24 protein-coding genes are annotated in these 24,340 nt (G+C 62.5%); 8 read left to right on the top strand and 16 right to left on the bottom strand.

Translation table 11 applies throughout. From position 1 onward, the window contains the following. Nucleotides 1–47: 47 nt before the first annotated feature. Nucleotides 48–407 (bottom strand): SPW repeat protein, encoded by a 360-nt coding sequence (locus FJW08_RS07200; protein WP_140762141.1) that lies wholly within the window; start codon nucleotides 405–407, stop codon nucleotides 48–50. Between the two features lie 452 nt (nucleotides 408–859). On the opposite strand from FJW08_RS07200, the gene FJW08_RS07205 reads away from it, so the two are divergent. Beyond that, complete coding sequence (locus FJW08_RS07205) at nucleotides 860–1,486, top strand: DUF1326 domain-containing protein (RefSeq protein WP_140762138.1); 627 nt, start codon at nucleotides 860–862, stop codon at nucleotides 1,484–1,486. Nucleotides 1,487–1,617: 131 nt separating this feature from the next. Further along, complete coding sequence (locus FJW08_RS07210) at nucleotides 1,618–2,418, top strand: DUF2182 domain-containing protein (protein ID WP_140809927.1); 801 nt, start codon at nucleotides 1,618–1,620, stop codon at nucleotides 2,416–2,418. Between the two features lie 33 nt (nucleotides 2,419–2,451). On the opposite strand, the gene arsC is transcribed toward FJW08_RS07210, so the two are convergent. Genes arsC through FJW08_RS07225 form a run of 3 tightly spaced genes read right to left on the bottom strand, consistent with a single transcriptional unit; the run spans nucleotide 2,452 to nucleotide 3,925 of the window. Beyond that, a complete protein-coding gene (arsC, locus tag FJW08_RS07215; protein WP_140809928.1) occupies nucleotides 2,452–2,871 on the bottom strand; it encodes an arsenate reductase (glutaredoxin) in 420 nt (139 codons plus the stop codon). After that, nucleotides 2,868–3,575 (bottom strand): MIP/aquaporin family protein, encoded by a 708-nt coding sequence (locus FJW08_RS07220; RefSeq protein WP_140809929.1) that lies wholly within the window; start codon nucleotides 3,573–3,575, stop codon nucleotides 2,868–2,870. The genes arsC and FJW08_RS07220 overlap by 4 nt, the downstream gene beginning before the upstream one ends. After that, a complete protein-coding gene (locus tag FJW08_RS07225; protein ID WP_140809930.1) occupies nucleotides 3,572–3,925 on the bottom strand; it encodes a metalloregulator ArsR/SmtB family transcription factor in 354 nt (117 codons plus the stop codon). The genes FJW08_RS07220 and FJW08_RS07225 overlap by 4 nt, the downstream gene beginning before the upstream one ends. 42 nt (nucleotides 3,926–3,967) lie before the next feature. Here FJW08_RS07225 and FJW08_RS07230 point away from each other — a divergent pair, with 42 nt between their 5' ends. Next, nucleotides 3,968–4,507 (top strand): DUF6428 family protein, encoded by a 540-nt coding sequence (locus tag FJW08_RS07230; protein ID WP_140809931.1) that lies wholly within the window; start codon nucleotides 3,968–3,970, stop codon nucleotides 4,505–4,507. A 66-nt stretch (nucleotides 4,508–4,573) separates the two neighbouring features. Here FJW08_RS07230 and FJW08_RS07235 read toward each other — a convergent pair whose 3' ends face one another. The 6 genes from FJW08_RS07235 to FJW08_RS07260 all read right to left on the bottom strand — a co-directional run bounded on the left by FJW08_RS07235 (nucleotide 4,574) and on the right by FJW08_RS07260 (nucleotide 12,491). Next, the gene (locus FJW08_RS07235; protein ID WP_140809932.1) at nucleotides 4,574–5,260 is read right to left on the bottom strand and encodes an aspartyl/asparaginyl beta-hydroxylase domain-containing protein; all 687 of its coding nucleotides are present in this window, start codon (nucleotides 5,258–5,260) and stop codon (nucleotides 4,574–4,576) included. Between the two features lie 58 nt (nucleotides 5,261–5,318). Then, nucleotides 5,319–6,812 (bottom strand): efflux transporter outer membrane subunit, encoded by a 1,494-nt coding sequence (locus tag FJW08_RS07240; protein WP_140809933.1) that lies wholly within the window; start codon nucleotides 6,810–6,812, stop codon nucleotides 5,319–5,321. Between the two features lie 11 nt (nucleotides 6,813–6,823). After that, nucleotides 6,824–9,979, bottom strand: coding sequence for an efflux RND transporter permease subunit (locus tag FJW08_RS07245; RefSeq protein ID WP_140809935.1), 3,156 nt, complete (start codon nucleotides 9,977–9,979; stop codon nucleotides 6,824–6,826). A 4-nt stretch (nucleotides 9,980–9,983) separates the two neighbouring features. Then, on the bottom strand, nucleotides 9,984–11,258 hold the full coding sequence (locus FJW08_RS07250; protein ID WP_140810060.1) for an efflux RND transporter periplasmic adaptor subunit: 1,275 nt from the start codon (nucleotides 11,256–11,258) through the stop codon (nucleotides 9,984–9,986). A 222-nt stretch (nucleotides 11,259–11,480) separates the two neighbouring features. Continuing rightward, nucleotides 11,481–11,708: a hypothetical protein gene (locus tag FJW08_RS07255; protein ID WP_224593363.1), complete on the bottom strand. Its 228-nt coding sequence runs from the start codon at nucleotides 11,706–11,708 to the stop codon at nucleotides 11,481–11,483. Between the two features lie 102 nt (nucleotides 11,709–11,810). After that, nucleotides 11,811–12,491, bottom strand: coding sequence for a hypothetical protein (locus FJW08_RS07260; RefSeq protein WP_140809936.1), 681 nt, complete (start codon nucleotides 12,489–12,491; stop codon nucleotides 11,811–11,813). A 206-nt stretch (nucleotides 12,492–12,697) separates the two neighbouring features. Between FJW08_RS07260 and FJW08_RS07265 the strand changes: the two genes are divergently transcribed. Together FJW08_RS07265 and FJW08_RS07270 are read left to right on the top strand one after the other, a co-directional pair. Continuing rightward, nucleotides 12,698–13,426, top strand: a complete 729-nt coding sequence (locus tag FJW08_RS07265) for a response regulator transcription factor (protein WP_140762106.1) — start codon at nucleotides 12,698–12,700, stop codon at nucleotides 13,424–13,426. Further along, on the top strand, nucleotides 13,423–14,664 hold the full coding sequence (locus FJW08_RS07270) for an ATP-binding protein (protein WP_140809937.1): 1,242 nt from the start codon (nucleotides 13,423–13,425) through the stop codon (nucleotides 14,662–14,664). Before FJW08_RS07265 ends, FJW08_RS07270 begins: the two co-directional genes overlap by 4 nt. Nucleotides 14,665–14,760: 96 nt before the next feature. Here the strand turns inward: FJW08_RS07270 and FJW08_RS07275 are convergent, their stop codons facing one another. Further along, nucleotides 14,761–16,227 carry a hypothetical protein gene (locus tag FJW08_RS07275; protein WP_140809938.1) on the bottom strand — a complete coding sequence of 489 codons (1,467 nt, stop codon included), beginning with the start codon at nucleotides 16,225–16,227 and terminating at the stop codon, nucleotides 14,761–14,763. A gap of 180 nt (nucleotides 16,228–16,407) precedes the next feature. Between FJW08_RS07275 and FJW08_RS07280 the strand changes: the two genes are divergently transcribed. After that, the gene (locus FJW08_RS07280) at nucleotides 16,408–17,055 is read left to right on the top strand and encodes a sulfotransferase family protein (RefSeq protein ID WP_246682257.1); all 648 of its coding nucleotides are present in this window, start codon (nucleotides 16,408–16,410) and stop codon (nucleotides 17,053–17,055) included. Between the two features lie 85 nt (nucleotides 17,056–17,140). Here the strand turns inward: FJW08_RS07280 and minE are convergent, their stop codons facing one another. The 5 genes from minE to FJW08_RS07305 all read right to left on the bottom strand — a co-directional run bounded on the left by minE (nucleotide 17,141) and on the right by FJW08_RS07305 (nucleotide 21,950). Then, nucleotides 17,141–17,413: a cell division topological specificity factor MinE gene (gene minE / locus FJW08_RS07285; RefSeq protein ID WP_023774842.1), complete on the bottom strand. Its 273-nt coding sequence runs from the start codon at nucleotides 17,411–17,413 to the stop codon at nucleotides 17,141–17,143. Further along, on the bottom strand, nucleotides 17,410–18,225 hold the full coding sequence (gene minD, locus FJW08_RS07290) for a septum site-determining protein MinD (protein WP_027144292.1): 816 nt from the start codon (nucleotides 18,223–18,225) through the stop codon (nucleotides 17,410–17,412). The genes minE and minD overlap by 4 nt, the downstream gene beginning before the upstream one ends. Before the next feature lie 152 nt (nucleotides 18,226–18,377). Further along, complete coding sequence (gene minC / locus FJW08_RS07295; protein WP_140809939.1) at nucleotides 18,378–19,220, bottom strand: septum site-determining protein MinC; 843 nt, start codon at nucleotides 19,218–19,220, stop codon at nucleotides 18,378–18,380. A 302-nt stretch (nucleotides 19,221–19,522) separates the two neighbouring features. Beyond that, entirely contained in the window at nucleotides 19,523–20,368 is an 846-nt protein-coding gene (locus tag FJW08_RS07300; protein ID WP_140809940.1) for a PIN-like domain-containing protein, read from the bottom strand. After that, nucleotides 20,322–21,950, bottom strand: a complete 1,629-nt coding sequence (locus FJW08_RS07305) for a DUF262 domain-containing protein (RefSeq protein ID WP_140809941.1) — start codon at nucleotides 21,948–21,950, stop codon at nucleotides 20,322–20,324. Before FJW08_RS07305 ends, FJW08_RS07300 begins: the two co-directional genes overlap by 47 nt. Nucleotides 21,951–22,340: 390 nt before the next feature. On the opposite strand from FJW08_RS07305, the gene FJW08_RS07310 reads away from it, so the two are divergent. Together FJW08_RS07310 and FJW08_RS07315 are read left to right on the top strand one after the other, a co-directional pair. Next, nucleotides 22,341–23,447 carry a DNA adenine methylase gene (locus FJW08_RS07310; RefSeq protein ID WP_246682261.1) on the top strand — a complete coding sequence of 369 codons (1,107 nt, stop codon included), beginning with the start codon at nucleotides 22,341–22,343 and terminating at the stop codon, nucleotides 23,445–23,447. Continuing rightward, nucleotides 23,447–24,283, top strand: coding sequence for a DpnII family type II restriction endonuclease (locus FJW08_RS07315; protein ID WP_140809943.1), 837 nt, complete (start codon nucleotides 23,447–23,449; stop codon nucleotides 24,281–24,283). Before FJW08_RS07310 ends, FJW08_RS07315 begins: the two co-directional genes overlap by 1 nt. Nucleotides 24,284–24,340: the final 57 nt, after the last annotated feature.

Genomic DNA, 24,340 nt, shown 5'->3' on the forward strand with positions numbered 1-24,340 from the left:
GAGCCCGTCACTCGCGCGCCGAGCCCCCACCCTTGGTCCGTCCCGAATCACGCGTGCGCGTGCGGGTGACGGAAGTCCCAGACGGCCCAGCCGGATACGGCAACCACCAGCACGCCGAGAACGACGTCGGTGGCCATCGCATGTGTGTTCGCCATGAAACCGAGTAGCCAGGGCGAAACGATCAGCCAGAGCCCGAGAACGACACTCACCCATTCTTCCCACTCGGCGAATGCGGTAAGCGCTGCCAGAGCCATGACACCCAGCACGACGCCAACAACCCAGGCGTTCCATGCAGGTGCGGTCTCAGCAGCGAAGCCGATTACCCAAGGTGAGATGAACAGGCAGATGGCAAGGACCAGATTGAGCCAGTCCTGGCCCTTCTTTCCTTCCATGAGCATATTAGCCATGACAACCTCCATAGATGAAGCTTGACCAAAGCAATTCGCGTGCGACGCACGCTTACCCATTGATGTAATTATGCTTCACGTGGCCTTCAAGACCTGCTCGGCGGCAGGCTCGGCCGGTCGTAGCTAGGGTTCCCTGCACCCTTTGCGGTCGCCTCGCTCCCGAACGGGATCAGTGCGCGGCATTCCCAGTGCAGGGATTGCAGCCGAGGTTTTGCCCCGGGGCGCAAATCCCAGGGTTGTCGTTGCCGACAATCGTGAGAAATTCGAAGCGCGGCACCTTCTCCGCCGGCGCTTGACAGTGCCGGGCAACGGCGTAGCGTATGCCTACTGGTCTGGCGCGCCGATCGTTCGCGGGGTTGGACTGTCTGCCGCTCGAAAATGCAAGGAAAAGCGGCGCCACCTGGCCAAGAAAGCGGCGATATTTCGGCCCGCCTCGCACTCGGGAGGAGCCAATGGCAACCAGTTGGCAGTTGTCCGGAAATTATTTCGAAAATTGTAACTGCGACGTCGTCTGTCCCTGCCTGATGTCACCCAAAGCGCAACTGACGTCAAAGCCGACGCAAGGCGTCTGCGACGTTGCCCTGGCCTTTCACATCGACACCGGCAATTTCGGTGATGCGCGGTTGGACGGCCTCAACGTCGCGATGGTCGCGCGCACGCCCGGTCCGATGGCGGAGGGCAACTGGACGGCCGCTGCCTATATCGACGAACGGGCCGATGACACGCAAATGGAGGCGCTGGGCGCGATCTTCACCGGCGCCGCAGGCGGCCCGATGGCTATGCTCGCGCCGATGATCGGCACGAACCTGGGAGCCAAAAAGGCGCCGATCAGGTACCAGATCGATGGCAAGAAGCGGTCGGTGGAGATCCCGGGGGTCATGCATGTTGCGGTCGAACCGCTGCCGACGATGCGCGAGGACGGAGAGATGTGGGCGGCCACCGGCCATCCCATCAACCCCGACAAGCTGTTCATGGCGATGGGCGTGCAGGACAGCACGTTCAGCGACCACGGCATGCGCTGGGACAATTCCCGCCGCAACGGGCACTACGCTTCGATCAACTGGTCGGGCCAACAATAGGTCCGGCCGCCAGAGCGGGACGCTCCATTCGGTCAATGGGTCCCGCTCCGTCTCTTTGTTTCAGGGGTGTTTCTGCAATGCCGGCGGACTGAGTTCGGCTGCGAAATGCTCGATCGGAACGGACTTGGGCCATGCTCGATGCTGGGACCCCGTCACTGGCGCTGCAGCGAAACATCATCGCTGCGCTGCTGATCGCCGTTGCCGCCGCGGCCTGGGCCATGCTCATCCGGTGGCAGATCGGCATGGACATGCCGATGGCCATGAACACGCCCACGATGGGCATGAATGCGCTACTGTTCCTCGTCGTCTGGATCATCATGATGGTCGCCATGATGTTCCCGACGGCCGCCCCCATGATCCTGACGTTTCACCAGGTCCAGGCCGGGCGGCGGGGGCCCGGCGCAACCTTTGTCTCGACCTGGGTATTCGTGGGCGGGTATATGCTGGTCTGGGGCCTGTCGGGCGTACTCGCTTTTGCCGGCGCGGCGGGCGCGGAGAATATTGCCGGGCGAGAGGGAATGTCCACGGCGACGGCCGCTCGCATCGGCGGCGCGCTGCTGATGGTTGCGGGTGCCTACCAGCTCTCGCCGCTGAAGGATTTGTGCCTGGCCAAATGCCGTACTCCAATGAGCTTCATCCTGACCTCATGGCGCGACGGGCACTGGGGCGCGGTGCGCATGGGCTTGGAGCATGGGCTCCTTTGCCTGGGCTGCTGCTGGCTCCTGTTTCTCACTCTCTTCCCGCTCGGGATCATGAACATCGCGGTCATGGCCGTGGTCACGCTGCTGGTCTTTGCGGAAAAGACCTTCCCGATGGGAGAGAGGGTAGCAAGGCTGGCGGGCGCCGCCTTGCTGCTCTACGGGGCGACGGTGCTGGTCGTTCCACGGTTGCTGCCGACTTTTCCGGCAGCCGAAGCCATGGCTGGAATGTAATGGCTTGATCGCATTCGACGGCGCCCTCTACAGTCAGTCTGGTATCGTGCCACGGTCACCGGTGACCACCTCGCCGTCTTCCTTGGTGAAATGGTTCACCGGATGGTCAAGCAGGTCGAGTACAAGCTCGGACGGCCGGCACAGCCGCGTCCCCTTGGCTGTTTCGACGATCGGCCGGTTGATCAGGATCGGATGCGCCAGCATGGCATCGAGCAGCTGCTCGTCGGTCCATTTGGCATCAGCCAGGTCAAGCTCGGCATGGGGCGTGCCCTTTTCGCGCAGCAAGGCGCGCACCGGAATTCCCATGGCGGCAATAAGCTGGCGCAGGCGGTCCCGGCTGGGTGGGTATTTCAGATATTCGATGACCACCGGCTCCTCGCCGCTCGCCCTGATCATGGCAAGCGTGTTGCGCGAGGTGCCGCAGTCGGGATTGTGGTAGATCGTTACGGTCATGGCCTGGTCTCGACGGCAAGAGGTTGGATTTCGGCTTGCGGCTGCAGCAGCCATGTCATCAGCGCCAAGGCGAGGCCGGCGCCCGCGAACTCGGCGGCGATGAAGCCGGGAAGGCTTGCCCAGCTGATTCCGGAATACGTGTCGGTGAATGCCCTTGCCACCGCGACCGCGGGATTGGCGAAGGACGTCGAGGCGGTGAACCAGTAGGCAGCGGTTATATAGAGGCCGACCAGCCAGGGCACGGCCGCGCGTTCGAAGCGCAGGCCGGCCAGTATGACGGCGAGCAGGCCGAAGGTCGCAACACCTTCCGAAAGCCATTGCGCGGCGCCGGTGCGGCCATGCGTCGACAGCGCCAGCGGCGCCAGGCCGAACATCAGATGAGCGATCATCGTTCCGGCAATGCCTCCGGCAAGTTGGGCCAACATGTACAAGGCGCAATCGCTGGCCGGCAGGCGGCGCGAAAGTGTTAGGGCGAGCGACACGGCCGGATTGAAATGGGCACCGGATATCGGGCCGAGGATTGTGATCAGCACGACCAGGCTCGCACCGGTTGGCAGCGTGTTGCAGAGAAGTGCCAGTGCGCCGTCGCTCGTCAGCGACTGCGCCATGATGCCTGAACCGACGACCGTAACCACCAGCAGTGCCGTGCCAAGGCTCTCGGCGACCAGGCGTCGTAGCAGGTCGAATTGGCGCTCGACTTTCATCGAACCGTTTCCTGCGCATCGGCTGCGCAGCAGCTCGGCGCCAGCGCCGGAGCGCAGATTTCGGGCCTTCCGGAGCAGCAATCCTCCATCAGGAAGCGGATGAGCCCGCTCAGCGCATCATACTCGGCGCTGTAGACCATGGAACGGGAATCGCGGCGCACGCTCACCAGCCCTGCCCGTTCGAGCTCCTTCAGGTGGAAGCTCACATTCGAAGCCGAGACCTTTACCTTCTCTGCGATAGCGCCTGCGGCAACACCATCCGGACCCGCAATCACCAGATGCCGCAGGATGCGCAGACGCGTCTCCTGCGAAAGGGCCGCGAAGGCAGACAGGGCTTGACGTTCATCCATATTTCAACAATCCTAGAAATGTTGAAACAAGGATTACCGCACATGCTCGTCTCTGACAATCGGGAATTTGAACCCACCATCATCAGTGATCCCGAGGACATCGCCATCGCTGGCCTCCTGGGCTTTCTGGCCGGTCACAAGGACAGGCCGTTGGTGTTTTTCCATGATGGCCGACCGGTAAAGCCCGGCTACCACGTCACCGAGGTGAAGGCGGGCACGTTCGCCGCGCTGGATTGCGGCGCCAATCCGGAAGCCTGGGCCGAGATCTTCATCCAGCTCTGGGACGTCGACGAGGGCGACCGCACGCATATGCCGGCCGGGAAATTCTCCGCGATCATCCGCAAGGTGACGGAGCATGTCGACCTTGACCCGTCCGCCCGGCTCACTTTCGAGGTCAGCGACGGTGTACGCCCGATCGCGCTTTATCGGGCCGCCCTTCCCCGGCTGGCCGACGGCGCGGTACATGTCGAGCTTTCGCCCCGGCCTGCAAGCTGCAAGCCGCGCGACCGTTGGCTGGAGGAAGAGCGGAAAGCCAAGGCCTGTTGCGAGCCTTCCGCCGGCTCGCAACCTTGCTGCGGATAAGTCGCTCGCCTCAAAGCAGGAAAGGCCCTCGCCTCACTCAGAGATAGGGTGCTCGCGCTCCCAGGTTCAGCCGGAGAAGGACACGCCCCTGTGGCGCATCCCCGCCTGGACGCCGCGCACGATCAGCCGGGACAGGACTTCCATGTCCAGCGGCATTCCTGGACGCCAGACGTCGAGCAGCAGCGCAATGCGGGGCTCGTCGGCGTTGTTCATCACCTCGTGCGGGAAAGTGTCGTCCCAGAGCAGGCCTTCGCCATCCGTGATCCGCTTCTCCTGATGATTGATCATCATGATGGTCGCCGGGCGGCCATCGGCCTGCCGCGGTATGACCAGGCCGAGGTGAAAGCGCATGATGGCGCGAAACGGTCCGCGATGGCTGGGAATGTGCTTGCGCGGCGCCAGGAACGAGATGGCCGCCGATTTGACTTCGGGGCACTCGGCCAGCAACTGGCTCAGAACCGGCATCCGCGCCAGGTTTTCGGGTATGCCGATGTCGTAGGCCTTGAGCACGAACATGCGCCAGTCGAGACCGTCATTGGCCGAGATGTCGGCCTGTTCCGGCATGATGTCGTGGAAGCGCGGCGCCCCGCCCAGCCGCACGGCAAGCGCTTCGTCGCGTATGCCGCGCCAGGCGGCGGTGAATTTCGCCGCGTTCGGAAAATCGCTGGCGGCATCGAGGATAGCCGGCGCGTCTATGCGCTTTTCATAGACACGCCGGACCCCATTGGATGCAAGATCGTAGATGCGCGACATCTCATTGCCTCGAGGACACCATAAACGGGCCGCCGATGGTTCGGGTTGCACATTTTGTTCATTGTGTCGTGAGCGTCGATACTATCCGTGGCCCGGTCCCGACATCGACGATCTCAGGCCTGGTGCTATCGACCGCGCCGTTCCAGCCGCCGCCGAGCGCCTTGTTGAGGGCGATGTAGTTGGTCGCCAGCAAGACGCGGCTCTGCAACAATGAATCCTCGGCCGAGTAGAGCGAGCGCTGGGCGTCGAGCACGTCGAGAAGACTGGTCTCGCCGGCCTTGTAGAGCGTGCCTTCGAGACGTGCCGCATCGCCATAGGATTTCGCCGACGCGGCAAGCTTGCCGATGCGGATACGCTCCTGCGCCAGCGCAACGAGTGCGTTCTCGACATCCTCGAGCGCAGTCAGCACCGAAGACCGGTAGGCGATGAAATACTGGTCGCGCTGTGCCTGGGCGACCTCGACGGCCGCTTTCAGCTGCCCGGCATTGAACAGCGGCACGCTGAGCGTCGGCCCGAAGGACCAGCCGATGGACGAATTCTTGCCGAGGTCGCCGAGATTGAGGGCCGCCGTACTGATGTTTCCCGTCAGGCTGACCGTGGGATAGCGCGCGGCCTCCGCCTGGCCGACCTTGGCGTTGTATTGCGCGTATTGCCGCTCGGCCATGCGCACGTCGGGACGCGACAGCAGGATATCGGCGGGAATCCCGGTCGGCATCGGCAGGCGTGGCGCCGGGATCGGCTTGCTGCGCTTCAGGCGCTCGTTGAGTGCCGCCGGCGGCCGGCCGGTGAGCACCGACAAGCGATGCAGCGCTTCGGCATAGCTTGCCTCCAGCGTCGGCACCGCGGCCTCGGTGCTGGCCGCTTGGCCCATCGCCTTGGCAACATCGGCGGCGGTCGCAGTGCCCGCCTGCGCCATGGTGCGGGTGAGTTCGGCGGTCTGCCGCTGCGACGCGGCCGAACGCCGGGCGAGCGCGATGCGCGCCTGATAGCCGCGTGCCTGGGTGTAGTCGGACGCGACATCGCCGACCAGGGTCAAAAGGGTCGAGCGCAATTCCTGCTCGGACGCGTCCACCCCATAGCGTGCCGCCTCGACACCTCTGCGGTTGGCGCCGAACAGGTCGAGTTCCCAGCTGGCGTCGAAGCCGGCCTGGTATTCCGCGTAGACGGAATTGGTGCCAGATGTCGTCTCGGCTGACTTGTTGCGCGTGACCGAGCCGGATCCATCCACCGACGGCAGCAATGTGCCGGCGGACTGGCGATAGCTGGCGCGCGCCTCGCGGATCTTGGCTTTCGCCGTGGCGACATCGAGATTGCCGGCGACCGCTTCCTCGACGAGCGTGTCGAGCTGCGGGTCGCGCAGGCGCTGCCACCATTGCGAAAGCTGCGCCGGCTGGACGGACTTCGTCGGCTTCTGGCCGCTCCAGTTTGCCGGCATCGGCAGGATGGCCGTCCGGTAGTCCGGCCCGACGACGCATCCCGCGAGCAAGGCCGCGCCGAGAATAGGCGCAAAGAGCCGCCCCGCGGCCACCGAGCCACGTTCAAGACCTGTCATGTGAAGAACTCTTATTGCTGGTTGGCCGTCACCGGCGTTTCGCCCGTATCCTGCCCAGGATCTGGTTTGGCCACCCTGCCCTTGAAGATGCGCCGCACCGTGACGAACAGCAGCGGTACTAGGAACACGCCGATCACAGTCGCCGCGATCATGCCGCCCATCACGCCGATGCCGACCGAGTTCTGCGCGCCCGAGCCGGCGCCGCTGGCGATCGCGAGCGGCGTGACGCCGAGAATGAAGGCCAGCGACGTCATCAGGATCGGCCGCAATCGTTGTCGCGCCGCCTCCAGCGTCGCCTCCACCAGCCCCATGCCGGCAGTCTGCCGCTCGATGGCGAACTCGACGATCAGGATGGCGTTCTTGGCGGCGAGACCGATCGTTGTCAGCAGACCGACCTTGAAATAGACGTCGTTGGTCTGGCCGAACAGGCTTGCCGCCGCCAGCGCGCCGAAGATGCCGATCGGCACCGACAGCATGACCGCGAACGGGATCGACCAGCTCTCATAGAGCGCCGCCAAGCACAGGAACACGACCAGGGCCGAGATCGCGTACAGCGACATCGCCTGGTTGCCCGAAAGCCGCTCCTGATGCGATAGCCCGGTCCATTCATGCGAATAGCCGGCCGGCAGCTGCGCGACGAGTTTGTCGATCTCGTCCATCGCCGCGCCCGAACTCACGCCCGCTGCCGCCGCGCCTTGGATTTCGACCGCCGCCGAACCATTGTAGCGTTCGAGCCGGGGCGAGCCGAATGTCCAATGACTGGAGGCAAAGGCCGAGAACGGCACCATGGCGCCGCTGGCATTGCGGACCTGCCATTTGTCGAGATCCTCCGGCTGCATGCGGAAATTCGCGTCCGACTGCATGTAGACCGGCTTCACCCGCCCGCGATCAATGAAGTCGTTGACATAGTCGCTGCCCCAGGCGCTGGACAGCGTGTTGTTGATGTCGGCGAGGCTGACGCCCAGCGCGCTCGCCTTCTCCTGGTCGATGTCGACCGAGAATTGCGGCTGGTCCTCCTGGCCGTTGGGGCGCGTGTTGGCGAGCAGCTTGCTTTGCGCCGCAAGACCCAGAAGCTGGTTGCGCGTCTGTATCAGCGCGTCGTGGCCGGCGCCATTGACGTCCTGCAGGTAGAAATCGAAGCCGTTGGTGTTGCCGAAACCCTGGATGGCGGGGGGCGCCAGCGCGAAGACCTGCGCATCCGTGATCTTGCGGAAGGCGCCCATCGCGCGCCCGGCAATCGCCTGTGCTGCTGACGCCGGCGACTTGCGCTGGGCGAAATCCTTCAGCCGCACGAAGCCGATGCCGACATTCTGCCCGGCGCCGCCGAAACCGAAGCCGGAGGCGGTGAAGACCCCGTCGACCACATCCTTTTCGTCCTTGAGATAATGATCGGTCACCTCAGCCAGAACGCGCTCGGTTCGGTCCTGCGTCGCACCGACCGGCAGCTGCACGCTGGTGATCAGGATGCCCTGGTCTTCTTCCGGCAGGAACGAACTCGGCAGGCGAGCGAACATCCAGCCCACGGCGATGACGATGGCGAGGAAGACGGCAAGAAATCGCCACGACCGGTTGATGATGCCGTGCGAGCCGTCGCGATAGGCCGTCGTGCCGCGATCGAACATCCGGTTGAACCAGCCGAACGGACCCGTCTGCGTCGCATGGTCCTTCGGCCGCCGCAGGATCGTGGCGCACAGGGCCGGCGTCAGCACCAGCGCCACCAGCACGGACAGCACCATGGCCGAGACGATGGTCACCGAGAACTGCCGGTAGATGATGCCGGTCGAGCCGCCGAAGAAGGCCATCGGCACGAACACGGCCGACAGCACGGTGGCGATGCCGACCAGCGCGCCGGTGATCTCGTTCATCGATTTTCGCGTCGCCTCTTTCGGCGACAAATCTTCCTCCGCCATGACGCGCTCGACATTCTCGACCACGACGATGGCGTCGTCGACGAGCAGGCCGATGGCCAACACCATGGCGAACATGGTCAGCGTGTTGACCGAATAACCGAACAGCGACAGCACGCCGAACGTGCCGAGCAGCACCACCGGCACCGCGATGGTCGGGATGATCGTCGCCCGCAGGTTCTGCAGGAAGATGAACATCACCAGGAACACCAGCACGATCGCCTCGGCCAGCGTCTTGACCACTTCCTCGATCGACAGCCGCACGAAGGGCGAGGTGTCGTAGGGGTAGACGACCTCGACCCCTTGCGGGAAGGTCGAGCTCAGCCGGTTGATCGTCGAGCGCACCGCTTCGGCGGTGCTGATGGCGTTGGCGCCGGTCGCCAGGTTGACGGCGACGCCGGCCGCCGGCTTGCCGTTGTAGTGGGCTTGCGTCGTATAGCTTTCGGCGCCGAGTTCGACGGTGGCGACGTCGTTGAGGCGGACCAGCGAACCGTCCGTCTGGCTCTTCAGGATGATGTTGCGGAACTGTTCGGCGGTTTGCAACCGGCTCTTGGCGGTCACAGTGGCGTTGAGCTGCTGGCCTTTGCGCGCCGGCAGGCCGCCGAGCTGGCCGGCCGAAACCTGCGTGTTCTGCGCCTCGATGGCGCTCGCCACGTCGTTCGGCATCAGCGCGTATTTGGCGAGCTTGTCCGGGTCTAGCCAGATGCGCATGGCATAGCCCGAGCCGAACAGCTGCGTCGAGCCGACGCCTTCGACGCGTTTCAGTGTGTCGTTGACCGTGGCGTCGACATAGTCCGCGAGATCGGTCGAGTTCATCTTGCCGTCGCTGGAGACGAAGCCGATGACCATCAGGAAGCCGGTCGACGATTTTGAAACCGTGATGCCGTTGCTCTGCACCACCTGCGGCAATTGCGACTGCACCAATTGCAGCTTGTTCTGCGTCTGCACCTGGGCCGTGTCGGGATCGGCCGAACTGGTGAAGGTCAGCGTGATCGAGGCCGAACCGGTCGAGGTCGACGTCGCCGTCATGTAGTCGAGATTGTCGATGCCGGTCATGCCTTGCTCGATGATCTTGGTCACCGAACTCTCGACCGTCTGCGCGTCGGCGCCGGGATAGGTGGCGCTGATGTTGACCGTGGTCGGCGCGATCTGCGGATATTGCGAGATCGGCAGCGTGGTGAGCGCGAGCAGGCCGCCCAGCATGATCACGATGGCGATCACCCAGGCGAAGATCGGCCGGTTGATGAAAAATGCTGACATCGTCTCAGTTCCCGGTCGAGGCGGCGGGTTGCTGGCTCGTGCTGGCCATCTTGGATGGGGCCGGCAAAGCCGATGTCTGACCGCGGTCCTTGATCTCCCCGGTCGCCTCGTCGATCGTCACTTCGACGCCGGTCGCGTCGCCGCCGGGGCGCACGAGCTGCAGCCCCTCGACGATGACGCGGTCGCCATCGCCGACACCGCTGTCGACCAACCAGTTGTTGCCGACGGTGTTGCGCACGGCGAGCACGCGCGTCTCGACCTTGCCCTGCGCATTGATGACCATGGCCGTCGCCTCGCCCTTCGTGTTGCGGGTGACGCCGCGCTGCGGCACCAGAAAACTGTTCTGGGCGACGCCCTCCTCGACCAGCGCCCGCACATACATGCCGGGCAGAAGCAGGCGGTCGGGATTGGGAAACTCGGCTCTCAACGCGAATGTGCCGGTGGTCGGGTCGACATTGGCGCCGGCGAATTCCAGCTTGCCGGTCTGCGCGTAGATGGTGCCGTTCTCGAGTTTCAGCTTGACGCTGACATTGGGTCCGCTGAACTTCAGCCGCCCTTCCGAGATCGCCTGGCGCAGGTTGAGCAAATTGGTGCTCGACTGCGTGACGTCGACATTGATCGGATCGAGCGAACGGATCGTGGTCAGCACCGTCTCCTGGTTGGCGGTGACCAGCGCGCCCGGCGTCAGCGTGGACTTGTCGATGCGACCGGCGATCGGCGCGGTGATCGAGGTGCGGTCGAGGCTGATGCGTGCGGTTTCGGCGCTGGCCTTGGCGGAAGCCACATCCGCCTGCGCCTGCGCCAACGTGGCGGCGGCGTCGTCATAATCCTGTTTGGAAACAACGTTCTGCTTCAAGAGGCCGGCATAACGGTCGAACTTGGCCTGCGCGGTAGGCACCGCCGCCGCCGCCTTCTGCTGCGCCGCGACCGCACTGTCATAGGCCGCCTTGTAGCTCGCCGGATCGATGAGGTAGAGCGGCTGTCCCGCCGCCACCTCGCTGCCTTCCTTGAACAGGCGCTGCTGGATGATGCCGTCGACCTGCGGGCGTACCTCGGCGATCAACGACGCCGCCGTGCGCCCCGGCAGTTCGGCCGTGATCGCCACCGATTGTGGATGCAGCGTGACGACGCCGACTTCCGGCTTGCCGACGCCGCCCATGCCCGCGGGAGCCTTGGCTTGCTCCTGTGAGCAGGCCGCCACGAGAAGGGCTGCGGCAAGCGCCGTCCAGGGCGCGAGCCGGCGAACCGGCGGGGAGGACTGGCTGGACTGGATAGACATGGGCTGAATGATCTTTCGCTTGAGGTGCGGTGGCTGCCTGGGCATGGGATCGTGCAAGGAGGGGCGAGGCCGAACGCTGGCGGTGTCGAGCAGTGCTTCGAAGCGGCTCATGTCGCGCTCCTGCTTCGCGGGTGGAGCGCACTCGAGGATCGAGCGGCTGGCTGCGATGCCCCTGCGTCATTATGCCGATCAGCGCCGACATGCCAAGCGCCTTGCCAAGTCTCACGCGATCTTGCGGTCATGATTTTCGTCGGGCCGGTGCGCAAGCGGGAGCGACAGGCGCCAGGCGGCGAATTCCAGCCGGATCGCGCCCTTCAGCGTGTCGGCGGGCAGCGCCGCGTCGTTGGCGCGCCCGGGCAGCGCCGCATGACTGGCGCGCCCGGCATGGCCGAGCGATGCGATCAGCCGCAAGAGCATCAGGGCTTCCCACATTGTCGTGCCTTGTTGCATGAGGGTGAATCCGGGATGGCGCGATCCACCACCCCGGAAGGGAAACCGGCCGGCCCGGGAACGGGTTGAGTACCGGAGCCGGCCGGCGCAGCCGGTCTGTTGTCAGCCGTTCCCGGGCCGGGGAGGCGACATCGAGCCTTCATTGGGCGGGCCTGCAGGACCGACTGCATCATTCGGCGGGCCGCCCCAGGGACCGGGGGGTGGTCCGTGGGGGCGTTCCGCCGAAGCGAGGATTTCGAGTTGTTCTGGCGTGAGCTTGGCGCGCAGCTCGGCGATCGCGTCCTTCAGCTTCGCGGCCGAGGCGGCGCGCGCCGTGACGTCGTCGGCCAGCCTTTCCTGGAAGGCGAAGGGATCGGGCCTGCCGCCAGCACCCGCATCGGGGCCTTTCGCCTGCGGCGCGCCATCTGGCCTGGCAGGCCAGCCTGGACCACGATCAGGCCGCGGCGGCGACAGCACCGCCTGCAGCGCGCTGGTGTAGTCGCGCCAGGCGTCGAGCTGTTCGCTGCGGATGCCGACGCGGGTTTCGAGCGCGGCCAGCCGGGCGGCCAGCATGAATTCCGGCGGCGGCCCCAGGCGGCGGGGGCCAAAACCTTCCGGGCCGTGCGACATCGGCCCGTGCGGGCCAAAACCCTGCTGCCAAGGCATCGGCCCACGGTCTGGGCCATCCTGCATTGCCATGACCGGCGGCCCGCCGGGTGCGGCACCCGGATCGGGTTGCGCCGCCAGCGCGGGGTGAATGGCGGCGGCGGAAAACAGGCCGAGCGCAAGAAGTCTGCTTCGCATGACGGTTCCTTTCATCCATGCCTTGGACGCCGGGAGGATAGGAAGCGTGTTTGTCTGCTTCGCGTCGGCGTGTTGCCGAAGGTTTCCGCAAAAGGGCAATTTGTTTCCGAACGTTTCCATGAGCCGGCCAGAAACATTGCGTTGCAATTTTCCATGCCGCTTGCACGCGCTCTCCCTATAATCGGCGCCAAGCAAAGGGCACGGCAATGCAGTCACAACCCCATATCCTCGTCGTCGACGACGACCGCGAAATCCGGACGCTGCTCGGGCGCTATCTCGACGGCCAGGGTTTTCGCGTCTCGGTGGCGGCCGACCGGCGCGAATGCGAGCAGAAGCTGGCCTCGGGCCAGTTCGACCTCACCGTGCTCGACGTCATGCTGCCGGATGGTTCTGGGCTCGACATCTGCCGCGCCTTGCGCGACCGCAAGCCGCATATCCCCGTGATCCTGCTGACGGCGCTGAAGGAGGATGTGGACCGTATCATCGGGCTGGAGCTCGGCGCCGACGACTATCTCGGCAAGCCGTTCAACCCGCGCGAGCTCACCGCCCGCATCCGCGCCGTGCTCAGGCGCTCGACGCCGGAAGAGGCGGCGCCGGCGCCCCCGCCCCGCGCCTACCGCTTCGCCAGCTACAGGCTGGAGCCGGACACCCGCAAGGTGACGGATGCGCAAGGCGCGGCCGTCGATCTCACCGGCGCCGAGTTCGACCTGTTGCAAGTCTTCCTCGACCGCCCCGGCCGGCTGCTTTCGCGCGACCAGCTGCTTGATCTCACGCAAGGCCGCGAGCGTGACCCGCTCGAACGCTCGGTCGACGTGCTGATGAGCCGGCTGCGCCGCAAGTTCACCGACACCGGCGACGGGCCGCTGTTCAAGACCGTGCGCAATGGCGGTTACCAGCTCACCGCGCGCGTCGAGACGGTGGAGGCGCAGGCGTGAACTCGCTGCGCCGCCGCCTCATCCTGTTGCTGGTTGCTTCGATCGTCGGCGTCGTCGGCTTGGCGACGGTGGCCGTGCTCAGCGTGCGCGGCGGCGGGCCGCCGCCGGAACTCGTCGTGCCCTGGGTTGCCCAGCAGATGGAGCTCGTGGTGCGGCTGCTGCCGGGGCCCATACCCGATGTGCTGCGGGTGCAATTCAGCGACCGGCCGGCCGATGGCAAGGTGGACCGGCAGGAGACGGCGATGCTCAATGATCTGCTGCGCCGGCGAGGTTTCGACGTCCTGGCCGTCGTCAGTGACAAACCGGGAGATCCCGCCCAGCTTGCTTCCATGCGCCTGCCCGACAGCCGTTGGGCGATCCTGGAAATTGCCCATATCGATCCGCCTAGGCGCGAATGGCTGGTGCTCGCCGGCTGGATCTCGCTGATCGTGGCCGGCGCCACCGCCGTCTCGGTCTATTTCACCGCGGTGCTGATCCGGCCGCTCGAAATGCTGGAGGCCACCGTCTCCAAGATCGGCTCGGACGGCGTGCTGGCGCCGGTGCCGGAGGTGGGATCGGCCGAGGTCAAGGCGACGGCGCATGCGCTGAACCAGCTTTCGTCCAGGCTGAAAACCGCCATGGAGAGCCGCATGCGGCTGGTGGCCGCCGCCGGCCATGACCTGCGCACGCCGATGACGCGCATGCGGCTGCGCGCCGAATTCCTCGACGAGGAGCGCGACAAGTGGTTGCACGACCTCGACGAGCTCGACCGCATCGCCGACAGCGCCATCCGCCTGGTGCGCGAGGAGGTCAACCAGGATGCCGTCGAGCCGCTGGACCTGGAAAAGATGGTCCGCGACATATCAGCCGAGATGGCCACGCTCGGCCATTCCGTCTCGATCGGGCATCTCGACAAGGTTTCGGTGCGTGCCGGCGCGCTCGGCCTGCGCCGCGCGCTGCGCAACCTGATCGTCAACGCCGCCACCCACGGCAAGGCCTGCACGATCGCGCTCGACCTCGCCGGCAGGCGCGCCGTGCTCTCGATTTCGGATGTCGGCCCTGGCATTCCGCCCGACCTCATCAACAAGGCCTTCGAGCCCTTCTTCCGCGTCGACCCCGGCCGCCAGCAATCCATTCCCGGCGCCGGCCTCGGCCTCGCCATCGCCAAGGAAATTATCGAGCGCTACGGCGGCACCGTGACGCTGGAGAACCGCCAGGGCGGCGGACTGGCGCAGACCGTGGTGTTCGCGGCTGTGTGATTGCGTGAGGGCAGCGGCCGTCCGCGTCGTCAAGGGCAACCCAACGCTGGGACACTGCCAGGCAATGGGGCCCGCGACCCTCGCTAGCGGAGCGAGCTACGACGTGGCGCGCAGATTTCTGCGCATGGTCCGCCTGCCCGTCGCACGGGCTTTCTCGGCCACCACGGCGGCGATCTCGACCACCTCGCCTTCGCGCGATCTGCCGTTGGTGGCTTTGTGGAGCCGCTCGTAGGGCAGCAATTCCTTGATCCGGGCGTTGAGCGACGCGATTTCGGCCCGCAGGTCCTCGCATTCCTGCCGCTGGACATCCCGCTGTATGTCCTCCGATGCCTGTTGCAGCGCAATCTGCGAAAGATTGGCGTTCGCTTTGGAAAGGCTCATCTTGTCGGTTTCGTTCTCGTCCGTGAGCGCCGACAATCTTTCATCGGCGATCTTCTTTTCGGCCACTGCGTCGTCCAGTTCGGTCTTGAGCCTGGCGATCTCGGCGGCGGCCGCGCTGTTCTCGTTCGAGGCCCGCTCCAGCCGCGATTCCAGGTCCTGTATCTCGGAACGCAATCCGCGCATTTCCGTCTGGCCGCGAGCCCGTTCGGCTTCCCAGTCGCCTTCCATCATGCTGGCCGACTCGGTCTTTTCCGCCAGCTTCGCCTGCGTGGCCTCGAGCGCCTTCTGCAGCCGGATCTCCTCTTTCTCGCTCTTGCCGAGCGCCGCCATCAGTTCGGCAAGCCGCGCCGCTTCACTGGCGTGGATTGCCGAAAGCTCATCCAGCCTGTGGCGCGTCTGGGTCTCCCGCTTCAGCACCTTGTCGAGCTCGGCCGACAGGCTGACATGTTTCTCCCGCAGCATCTTGCTCTCGCGCAGGCGCCTGTTGGCCTCGACCGTCCTGGCCGTCAGCCGGTTGGCGATGTCGCCGAACTCCGCGTCGCGTTTGGCGTTGGCATTGGCCGCCTCCGCGAGTTCGAGCCTTACCGCTGCGAGCGTTGCGCGAAGCGTCTCCCGGTCCTGGACCAGGGTCGACTCGCGCTGCTGCAGCAATTCGCACGCGCCGTCACGCTCGCGCAGCTTTGCCGCCGTGTCGTGCAGCTTTTCCGACAGCGTTCTCTGCTCCGCGATCAGGCCGGCATTTGCGAGCTCCAGCTCATTGGCGCGAAGAATGTCGGTGTGAAGGATGTTGAGGAATTCCCGCGTCAGATGGTGCGAGGTCGAGATCTCCGACAGTTTGCCGTTGATCTCGTCCAGATAATCCCTGGCGTCGTGGAACATCCCTTCGAAGGCATTCAGTGCCGCCAGCCGGGTCTGGGCATGAGGCGTCAGTCGTGGTGCGGTTTCGGCGGTCTCGGCGTTGCCCGCCGCATCGGGAGCGTCCGCGGCATCCGCTTGTGGCGCATCGGCTTGGACTGGCGAGGCGTCGGCGCCTGACGCAGGATCCGGGACATCGTCGCCCTTTGGCGGGTCCTCGAATTCGCTATCGAGGCTGGCATCCAGGGCGTCGGCCAGATCGTCCTGCAACTCCTGGAGTGCGTTGTCTACGTCTTCAGCACGCTTGATCAGGCTCTTGAAGTTCATACGGAACTCCCTCTTACGCAACCAAACCCAGATATTTAATAAACTGCTAATATGTATCCTTACATCCGCTTATTCCGCAAGGGAAGGCCCCGGTGGGAAATGTAAATTTGCAACATTGGCGATTTGGATGCCGCGAGCAGCCGGCGTTCGCGACGGTGTGAACGTCGTGTGCAGCCTGATATGCAGCCGGCAAACGGCCTGCAGGTCGAACGGGAGGGCGTGGAGATGTCGATCAAGGTGATCGGTACCGGCTTCGGCCGGACGGGCACGGATTCGATGCGCGAGGCGCTGGCCATTCTCGGCTTCGGCCCCTGTCATCACATGCATGAAGTGATCGGCAACGAGGAGCAGAAACGGATGTGGCGTGCGCTGGTGCAAGGTGCCGCGCCGGACTGGAACCAGCTGCTCTCGGGCTATGTCTCCTGTCTGGACTGGCCCTCGGCGTATTACTGGCGCGAACTGATCGAGTTCTATCCGGATGCCAGGGTGATCCTGACCTACCGCTCGGCCGAAAGCTGGTGGGAGAGTTTTGAAAAGACGATCGCGGCGGGACTTGAGCAAAGCGTGGACCGGGAATCGCTGGGCCTTGCCCTGATCGCCAGGCAGGTGTTCGGCGGCCGGCCCGGCGATCGAGCGCATGCCATTGCGTGCTACGAGGCCAATGTCCGTGCGGTGTACGCCGGGGTGCCGCCGGAGCGGCTGCTGGTCCACGCTCTTGGCGATGGCTGGGAACCGCTGTGCACCCATCTCGGCGTTGCGATACCGGATCAGGACTATCCCAATCGCAACAGCGCCGCGGGCTTCAGGTCGAGATTTTCGCTGAACTGACCTGGACGAATGCCGGCGGTTCCGGGCCGGCAGATCCGGGTACCTCGCCCCCTCTGCAGAGGGGCGAGGAAAAGGCGCGGCGTTTTTACCCCGCCATGGCCAGCGGCACGGCGCTCTTGTTGGGGATCTGGATGTCGATTTCCAGCGTCGACATGGTCTCGCCGCGATCCATCGAGACCTGAAGGTAGTCCTGGTCGATCTGCACATGCTTGGCGATCACAGCCATGATCTCCTCGCGCAGGATGGAGACGAGGTCGGGCTGGCCACGGCTGCGGCGCTCATAGGCGAGCAGCACCTGCAGCCGCTCGCGCGCCACCGGCGCGCTGGTGCGCCGCTTGAAGAGGTCGAGGATGCTCATGCGGCCCTCCTTCCGAGCAGACGGTCGAGAAAGCCCTTGCGTTCGAAGGGCACCACCACCGGCAGATCTTCGCCTTCCAGCCGCCGTGCCGCTTCGAGATAGGCCTTGGCGGCGTTGTTGAGCGGCTCCGACAGCGTCACCGGCGAACCGAGATTGGACGCGCGCAGCACATCCTGGCTTTCCGGGATGATGCCGAGCAGCGGCACCGACAGGATTTCCAGCACGTCGTCGATCGAGAGCATTTCGCCCCGCGCCGCGCGTGCCGCGTCATAGCGGGTGACCAGCACGTGCTTGGCGATCTGCTCGCCCTGTTCGGCGCGCATGGTGCGGGCGTCGAGCAGGCCGATGATGCGGTCGGAATCGCGCACCGACGACACTTCCGGATTGGTGACGATGACCGCCTCGTCGGCAAAGCGCATGGCGAGCTGCGCGCCGCGCTCGATACCGGCCGGGCTGTCGCAGAAGACATAGTCGAACACCGAGCGCAGCTTGTCGATCACTTCGCCGACGCCCTGCTCCGTCAGCGCATCCTTGTCGCGCGTCTGCGAGGCCGGCAGCAGGAAGAGCGTGTCGACGCGCTTGTCGCGGATCAGCGCCTGCGACAGCTTGGCTTGACCCTGGATGACGTTGACGAGGTCGAACACCACGCGCCGCTCGGCGCCCATGATCAGGTCGAGGTTTCTGAGGCCGACGTCGAAATCGACCAGGGCCACCTTCTTGCCGGTCTTGGCGACCGCGGCCCCGAGTGCGGCCGTCGAGGTGGTCTTGCCGACGCCCCCCTTGCCCGATGTGACGACCACTACCTTGCCCATGGAAAAAGCCTCCGTTGCCTGTTGTTGTTGCCGTGCGCCGCACGGTCAGAGCCTGCCATCATGCCATCCCAAACCGGTCCGAGGCTTGCGCGCGGTGCCTCGGCGCTTGTCCGGACCGGAACCGTGAAGCTGGGCGTCAGCATCGCGCCGCCCTAGTTCAGCGGCACGACGGCGAGCATGTCGCCTTCGAGGAAGGCCTGCACCGCCTTGCCACGCGAGACGCCCTCCATCTCTTCGGCCGTCGTGTACCAGCCGTCGACCGAGATCAGCTCCGCCTCGTTCTTGCGGCAGAAGATGCGCGCCGACCGATTGCCCTGCGACCCGGCGATGGCGCGGCCGCGCAGCGTTCCGTAGACATGGATCGAGCCCGCCGCGATGATTTCCGACCCGGACGCGACCGAGCCGAGCACGATGACATCGCCATGCGGATGAAAGATCGACTGGCCCGAGCGGATCGGCGACTTGACCATCAGCGTGCCGGCCTGGACCGCATCCACCACGCCGGCTTCAGCTGCCTTGGCAGCCTTGCCCTTGCCGGGCTCGGCCTTGATTTCGATCGGCTTGCCCTCTGCGGGCTTGCCGGCATCCTTGCCGCGCTCCGAAAATACCGTCTCCAGCTTGCCGGCTTCATCAGCCGCGTCCACCTTGCCCTTGCGGCCGGAAAGCAGGCCGTCCGACGTCGCCTCCTTGGCGCCGGTCAAAAGCGGCGGCAGGTCGAGCCCGAGCGAAGCCCCTTCGAGCTCGATGGCATAGACCCGGATACCGCGCGCACCGAGCGAAGCGACCAGCAGCGCGATGTCGGCGACCTCGGGCTTCAGCACGTTCAAATCGAGCACCACCGGCCGCCCGGCAAAATACCCCGGCGAATTGCCGATCCAATGATCCAGCCCCTCCAGCCAGGCCGAAATCGGCGCCTCCGGCGTGAGCGTGAAGGCCACGAACGAACGGGCGCGGAAGCGAATGGATTTTGTTTCGACGGGGGCGGCAAAGGTCACGGCCAGCGAATCCTTACTGAGAGGTAAACGCTAGGGGGTTAATGGTTAACGAATGGTTAATGGGGAGACATCCTTGGCCTCCAACACGGCGAGTCCAGCCAGCCAACGGTCAGCCTCAGAGGGTGCGGCAAGAGATGGGAAGGGCACGCCTTCCGTAAGTATCCTTGCGCCTCGGACCATCTTGCCGACGCGCGCTGCAATATCCTGCCCCCGATAGGCGCGCAGGCAGCGTGAACCACCCGCCAAATACCCTCGTCACCAGCGCCTCAGAGCGAGGCAGCAAAAACTACCAGAGACGCTAGTTAATCTAGCAACTCCTTTGCCAGTTTATCTATGGACCAAATTTCGAACGAAGCGCCGGTTAAAGCTCTCATTTCAGCAATTAAGATGGGATGAGGAGTGCCTTCCCGGCTCCAGTCAATCTTACGATCGTGCGAAATGAGCACTACTCGTTTGAATTGCGATCCCCCAACTGCGGCACGCTGCAAGCCCACGAGAAGATCCACCCACACAAAGAAGTCACCATCTCTTTCATCCTTAAAGCCGGGAGGAGTGCCCGTCACTTTGCGTAGTGCAGCCGAACGCGAGAATACCGCCCGTGGCGCATAGGGAACCAACGCCTTCGCCTTCATCACATCCAAAAGCGTATGCACCCTTCGGAAAGTCGCCTCATCATAGATATATCCAAAGCTTCCACTAAAATCATCCAGAAGGGCGGCAAATCGATCAGAAAAGCTACCAAAGCTCTCGTCAACTTTTGAAATTTCGGATTTTAGCGCTTCAAATTTCTTCCTTATTGACGAGGATAAGGAATCCACCGCTTGAAACTGATTATTCCAAAACTCTTGAATGACCTGGCCAGGAAGAATCAAAGGTCCATCGTGAGAGGTGCGAAGGAAATCAACAATATCCGCGCCGCGAGCATGATTGCTTAATCTAAGCAATACGTTGGTATCGAAAGCTATCGCCGTCTCCTCCAACGGAACCGTGGATTGTTCTGGACGCAACGAAAATATTAGCGCGCCGAGCGCATCGAACTCAACCTCTCGATTTACAAGAGCAAGGACTCGTGAGACGATCGCATCGGAAGACATCTCGCAGCTACGATTGAAACCAGATGTCGCCTGCCGCTTCCGCCAGTTCAGCACCCAATTCCTCCACGACACCTCCATTCCATCCACCTATTTGTTGTAGGCGTTGACGCCATTCGCCATCCACCGCAGTAGGCAGCATGTCCTGCTTGAAGCTTTCCCAATCGGTCACGCTTTTGGGACGCCTATCAAGAGAGGAAAGGACGGTATTACCTATTGTCGAGGCCCAGAATGAGCCTTCGTCTTCGCCCATCTCTCCGAGTTGAGATTGTCGCATCCAAATAAAGTGCAGTACACCCTTTGCATCCGGAGTGATGGTTTTCTGGACAACAGACCGACGCATGAATTGCAAAACCTGTTTGTTGAATGATCTCTTTCTTAGCTGGTCAACAAATTCGCCACGACTTGGATTCAGGTCTCGCAAGCCCTCTATAATTGACTGCCAATTGCCGGCGTCATGGACCGTCTTCGCAGCCTCGCCAAGCCGCCGCTCCACATTGCCCGTCCCCAGATTGCCCACTATTATCCGTCGCACCACCAGCTGAAGAATAAACTTCATGCCGTCTAACGAGCCAGGAACGTTTGCGGCAGCCAAGAGGATCGGTCGAACGGCTATGACTCCCAGGCTATTGAGCGCCGAGAATACACGCAATGCGCCAGGCTCAGCAGGCCCAGCAAGCGTTTGATCAACCATCTGTAGATATAGAGGCAAATTCTCATCCAGCAGAGACATTAGCTGCTCGGGAACAGGAGGCTCACGACCTGAGAGGCGCACGCGGCCGGCCAGAAATCCAAACAGATCCTTCGGCAAGACGTGACCGCTGCGGACGGTGACGACGTGCCGAATATACTGTACAAAATTGTTCGTACCCTCGCTGGCAAATTGTTTAGATATCGTCTTCCACTGCAAATACCGCTTTCCTCGATTCTGCAGCGGAGTTTGACTTAAAACGTAATTCTTCAGCAAATCTGCGGTAGTTAGATCCTTGCCCCTGGTATTGATTACCTCGAAAACTTGATAGGCAGAAGCCGCGTCCGGATGCACGAACACAGCGAAATAGAGCCGGTTGGTGAGAAAATCGGTCCAGCGTCCAAGGCGCTTAAAAGGGTCTATTTTGAGATCGTCCCTGAGTCTCTTTGTCAAGTATTCGTAGGATACCGCCATACGACTTGACACCGAATCGCCTTCCCCATCGTCCAACGGGCGGTGACCGGTGGAAAGAATTGCTTGAAATGTCCGATCATCCGTGTCGTCGGAAAGCCTTACCCTTGGGGCAGTTTCATCGGAATCGTAGTCGATTGAGCGCAGAAAATCGGCCTGTATTCTGTCAGCAAGAGCCTTCCGTTCACGTTGAACCGCCTCATGATAGATTGCGGTGGCGAGCAGGCTTAGCGTGATTATTCGTTGCTGGCCGTCAACGACGTGCTTTCGTGCTTCCTCGTCGTCCATTGGGTTTGTAAGAATAATTAGGCCAAGAAAATAAGTTTCTGAACCGATATTGGCTTGGAGGTCGTTCCAGAACTCAGAAACTTCGTCCAAACCCCATGAGTACTCCCTCTGAAATTGAGGAACTTCGAAAGTTGTGCTGGAAAACAGCGCCCCAGCACTGCTCGCAGATGCATTCAGAGGTGTCTGCACTAAAACATCTTTCTAGCATGTTCAATTGCGGTCGTAGAGCGATCGACGCTGCCACATACTGCCCTAGCTGGCAATCGCGTTTTACTATCTCGCACGCCCGAGCGCAGCGTTCTACATCGACAACGACGACCGACGATCTCAACTCTGTTCACTTGAAATATGCAGTTCCAGCGGTCGCGCTGGGTAGATGCAGCTGAGGCTCGCACTCGCCTGCTTGGAGATAGCTGAAGCCGCACAGCGCCCCCGATCCATTATTAGGACCGCTCCGCTGACTCTCCGAGGATACGCTATGACATAAGGTTGTCATCGCATAGGCGATGTTCTATATTTGTTCACGTTTCCACGACTCGTCGCTTAAGCCATAAAATGGTTGAGGGAGGCACCAGTTCAATGTCCAGTGTTGCGCACCATGCTACGCCACAACTCAGAGTGGTTGCCGACTCAACTTTGCCCAACACGCTACACGTTACAGTGCCTGAACGAGCGATGCGGTATCCCGAACTACGCTATATGGGATCAAAGAAACGGCTTCTACCTTGGATTTTCGAAGCGCTTAACACCCTTGATTTTGAGAGCGCTATGGATCCGTTTTCTGGAACGGGCAGCGTATCCTATCTTTTGAAGGCAATGGGCAGGCGCGTCGTTTCGTCGGACTTTTTGCGGTTCCCGTCGATCGTTGCGCGCGCCACGGTTGAAAATAGCACACATCATCTTGATGGTAGGGCGATAAAACGTCTCCTCGTGCGCCCCAAAGACGCTGACGACTTCGTTATTAGAACGTTCAAGGGAATTTTCTACACTCCAGAGGACTTGCGGTTTCTGGACCGGCTTTCACACAATATTCGGAGCCTCGACACTCCGCATCAGCAGGCACTAGCTTATGCTGCGCTATTTCGCTCATGCCTCAAGCGGCAACCGCGTGGAGTATTCACTATCTCTGGTGATTTATCGCGATATGATGATGGTCGTCGCGATCTGAAATTGTCGATCGAGGAGCATTTCCTTGAGCAGATCGAGGTCTACAACGCGACTGTCTTCGACAATGGCCGTCGCAATCAAGCATTGCAAACGGACCTATTCGACCTTCCGAATAGGGCGATTGACCTCGTCTATCTGGACCCGCCCTATGTACCACGATCCGACGACAATTGCTATGTTAAGCGCTATCATTTCCTCGAAGGTCTTTCTAGCTACTGGCAGGATCAGCCGATCGATATGACTACCAAGGTCCGCAAGATCGCAAAGAAACACACGCCGTTCAGTTATCGCCGGACCGCGATAGACGCGTTTGATCGGATGTTTGCGCGCTTCTCAAAGAGTATCATTGCACTTTCCTATAGCTCGAACGGCTACCCCGACCTTGTCGAACTCGAGCGGCTAATGCGGCGGCACAAGCGTGACGTACGGGTCTTCGAAAAGCCCCACACCTATCATTTCGGAACTCATGGTAGTGTCTCGCGCGCCAAGACCACTGAATACCTGATTGTTGGGCGTTGATGCAGGATCGTGACCAATCACTTGAGGAAGTGATCGACGGCCTGAGCCCACTCAACGTGGATTGGATGGACGATATCGCGGCGAGCGCAATTGCTCGCCTAACAGCATTGCCTAAGAAAGCTGAATACACCCGCAACGATATCGCTGCCCTGCTCGATGACAATTTTGCCGAGGGCCTCCTGTGCGCGCGGCTGTTCTTGATGCTATCGAAGGACAGTATGGAGTCCTTGCTGCGAAAGGAACTGCCAGGAAGCAGCATCGGCATCAATGGTTACAAGGCCGACCGAGAGGGCTTTTTTGATGCGCTCGAGCGTTTGGGCCTTCTCGTGAATATGGGGACGGTCATCAACCATAAGCCTGTGTGGAGCGACATTCTCGTTGAACGTCTTCGAGCCGGTCGCGGTTCAGCTATCTCCGGCCAAAAACGCGGTCGCGGGCTGGAGGATTTTGTCGAGGCATTGGTACGGGAAGTGTTCGGTGACGCCTATGAAACTCGTTGCACCTTCACCGGAGCCGATGGAAAACCGGCCAAATGCGATGTCGCAATCCCTAGTCGAACACGCCCTTCCATCGTGATCGAGGTGAAGGGCTACGGCGCAACCGGTTCGAAGATGACAGACATTATCGGAGATCTTGACGCGATCATCGACGCTAAGCGTCACGGCACAAAGTTATTATTCGTGACCGACGGAATGACTTGGAAGCAACGGACCTCAGACCTTAAGAAAATTGTTGATCGGCAGAACCAAGGTAAGATCGATCGCATTTATACCACGCTGATGAGAGAACAGTTCCTGAAAGACCTCCAATCGATGAAGACAATCCTCTCGCTTTGAGAGCCGTAGGCCTAGGAGGCGGTCCCGGATGATCAGTAGTAACGCGTCGCGAGCCTC

Source organism: Mesorhizobium sp. B3-2-1 (genome assembly GCF_006439515.1).
Lineage (GTDB): Bacteria > Pseudomonadota > Alphaproteobacteria > Rhizobiales > Rhizobiaceae > Mesorhizobium.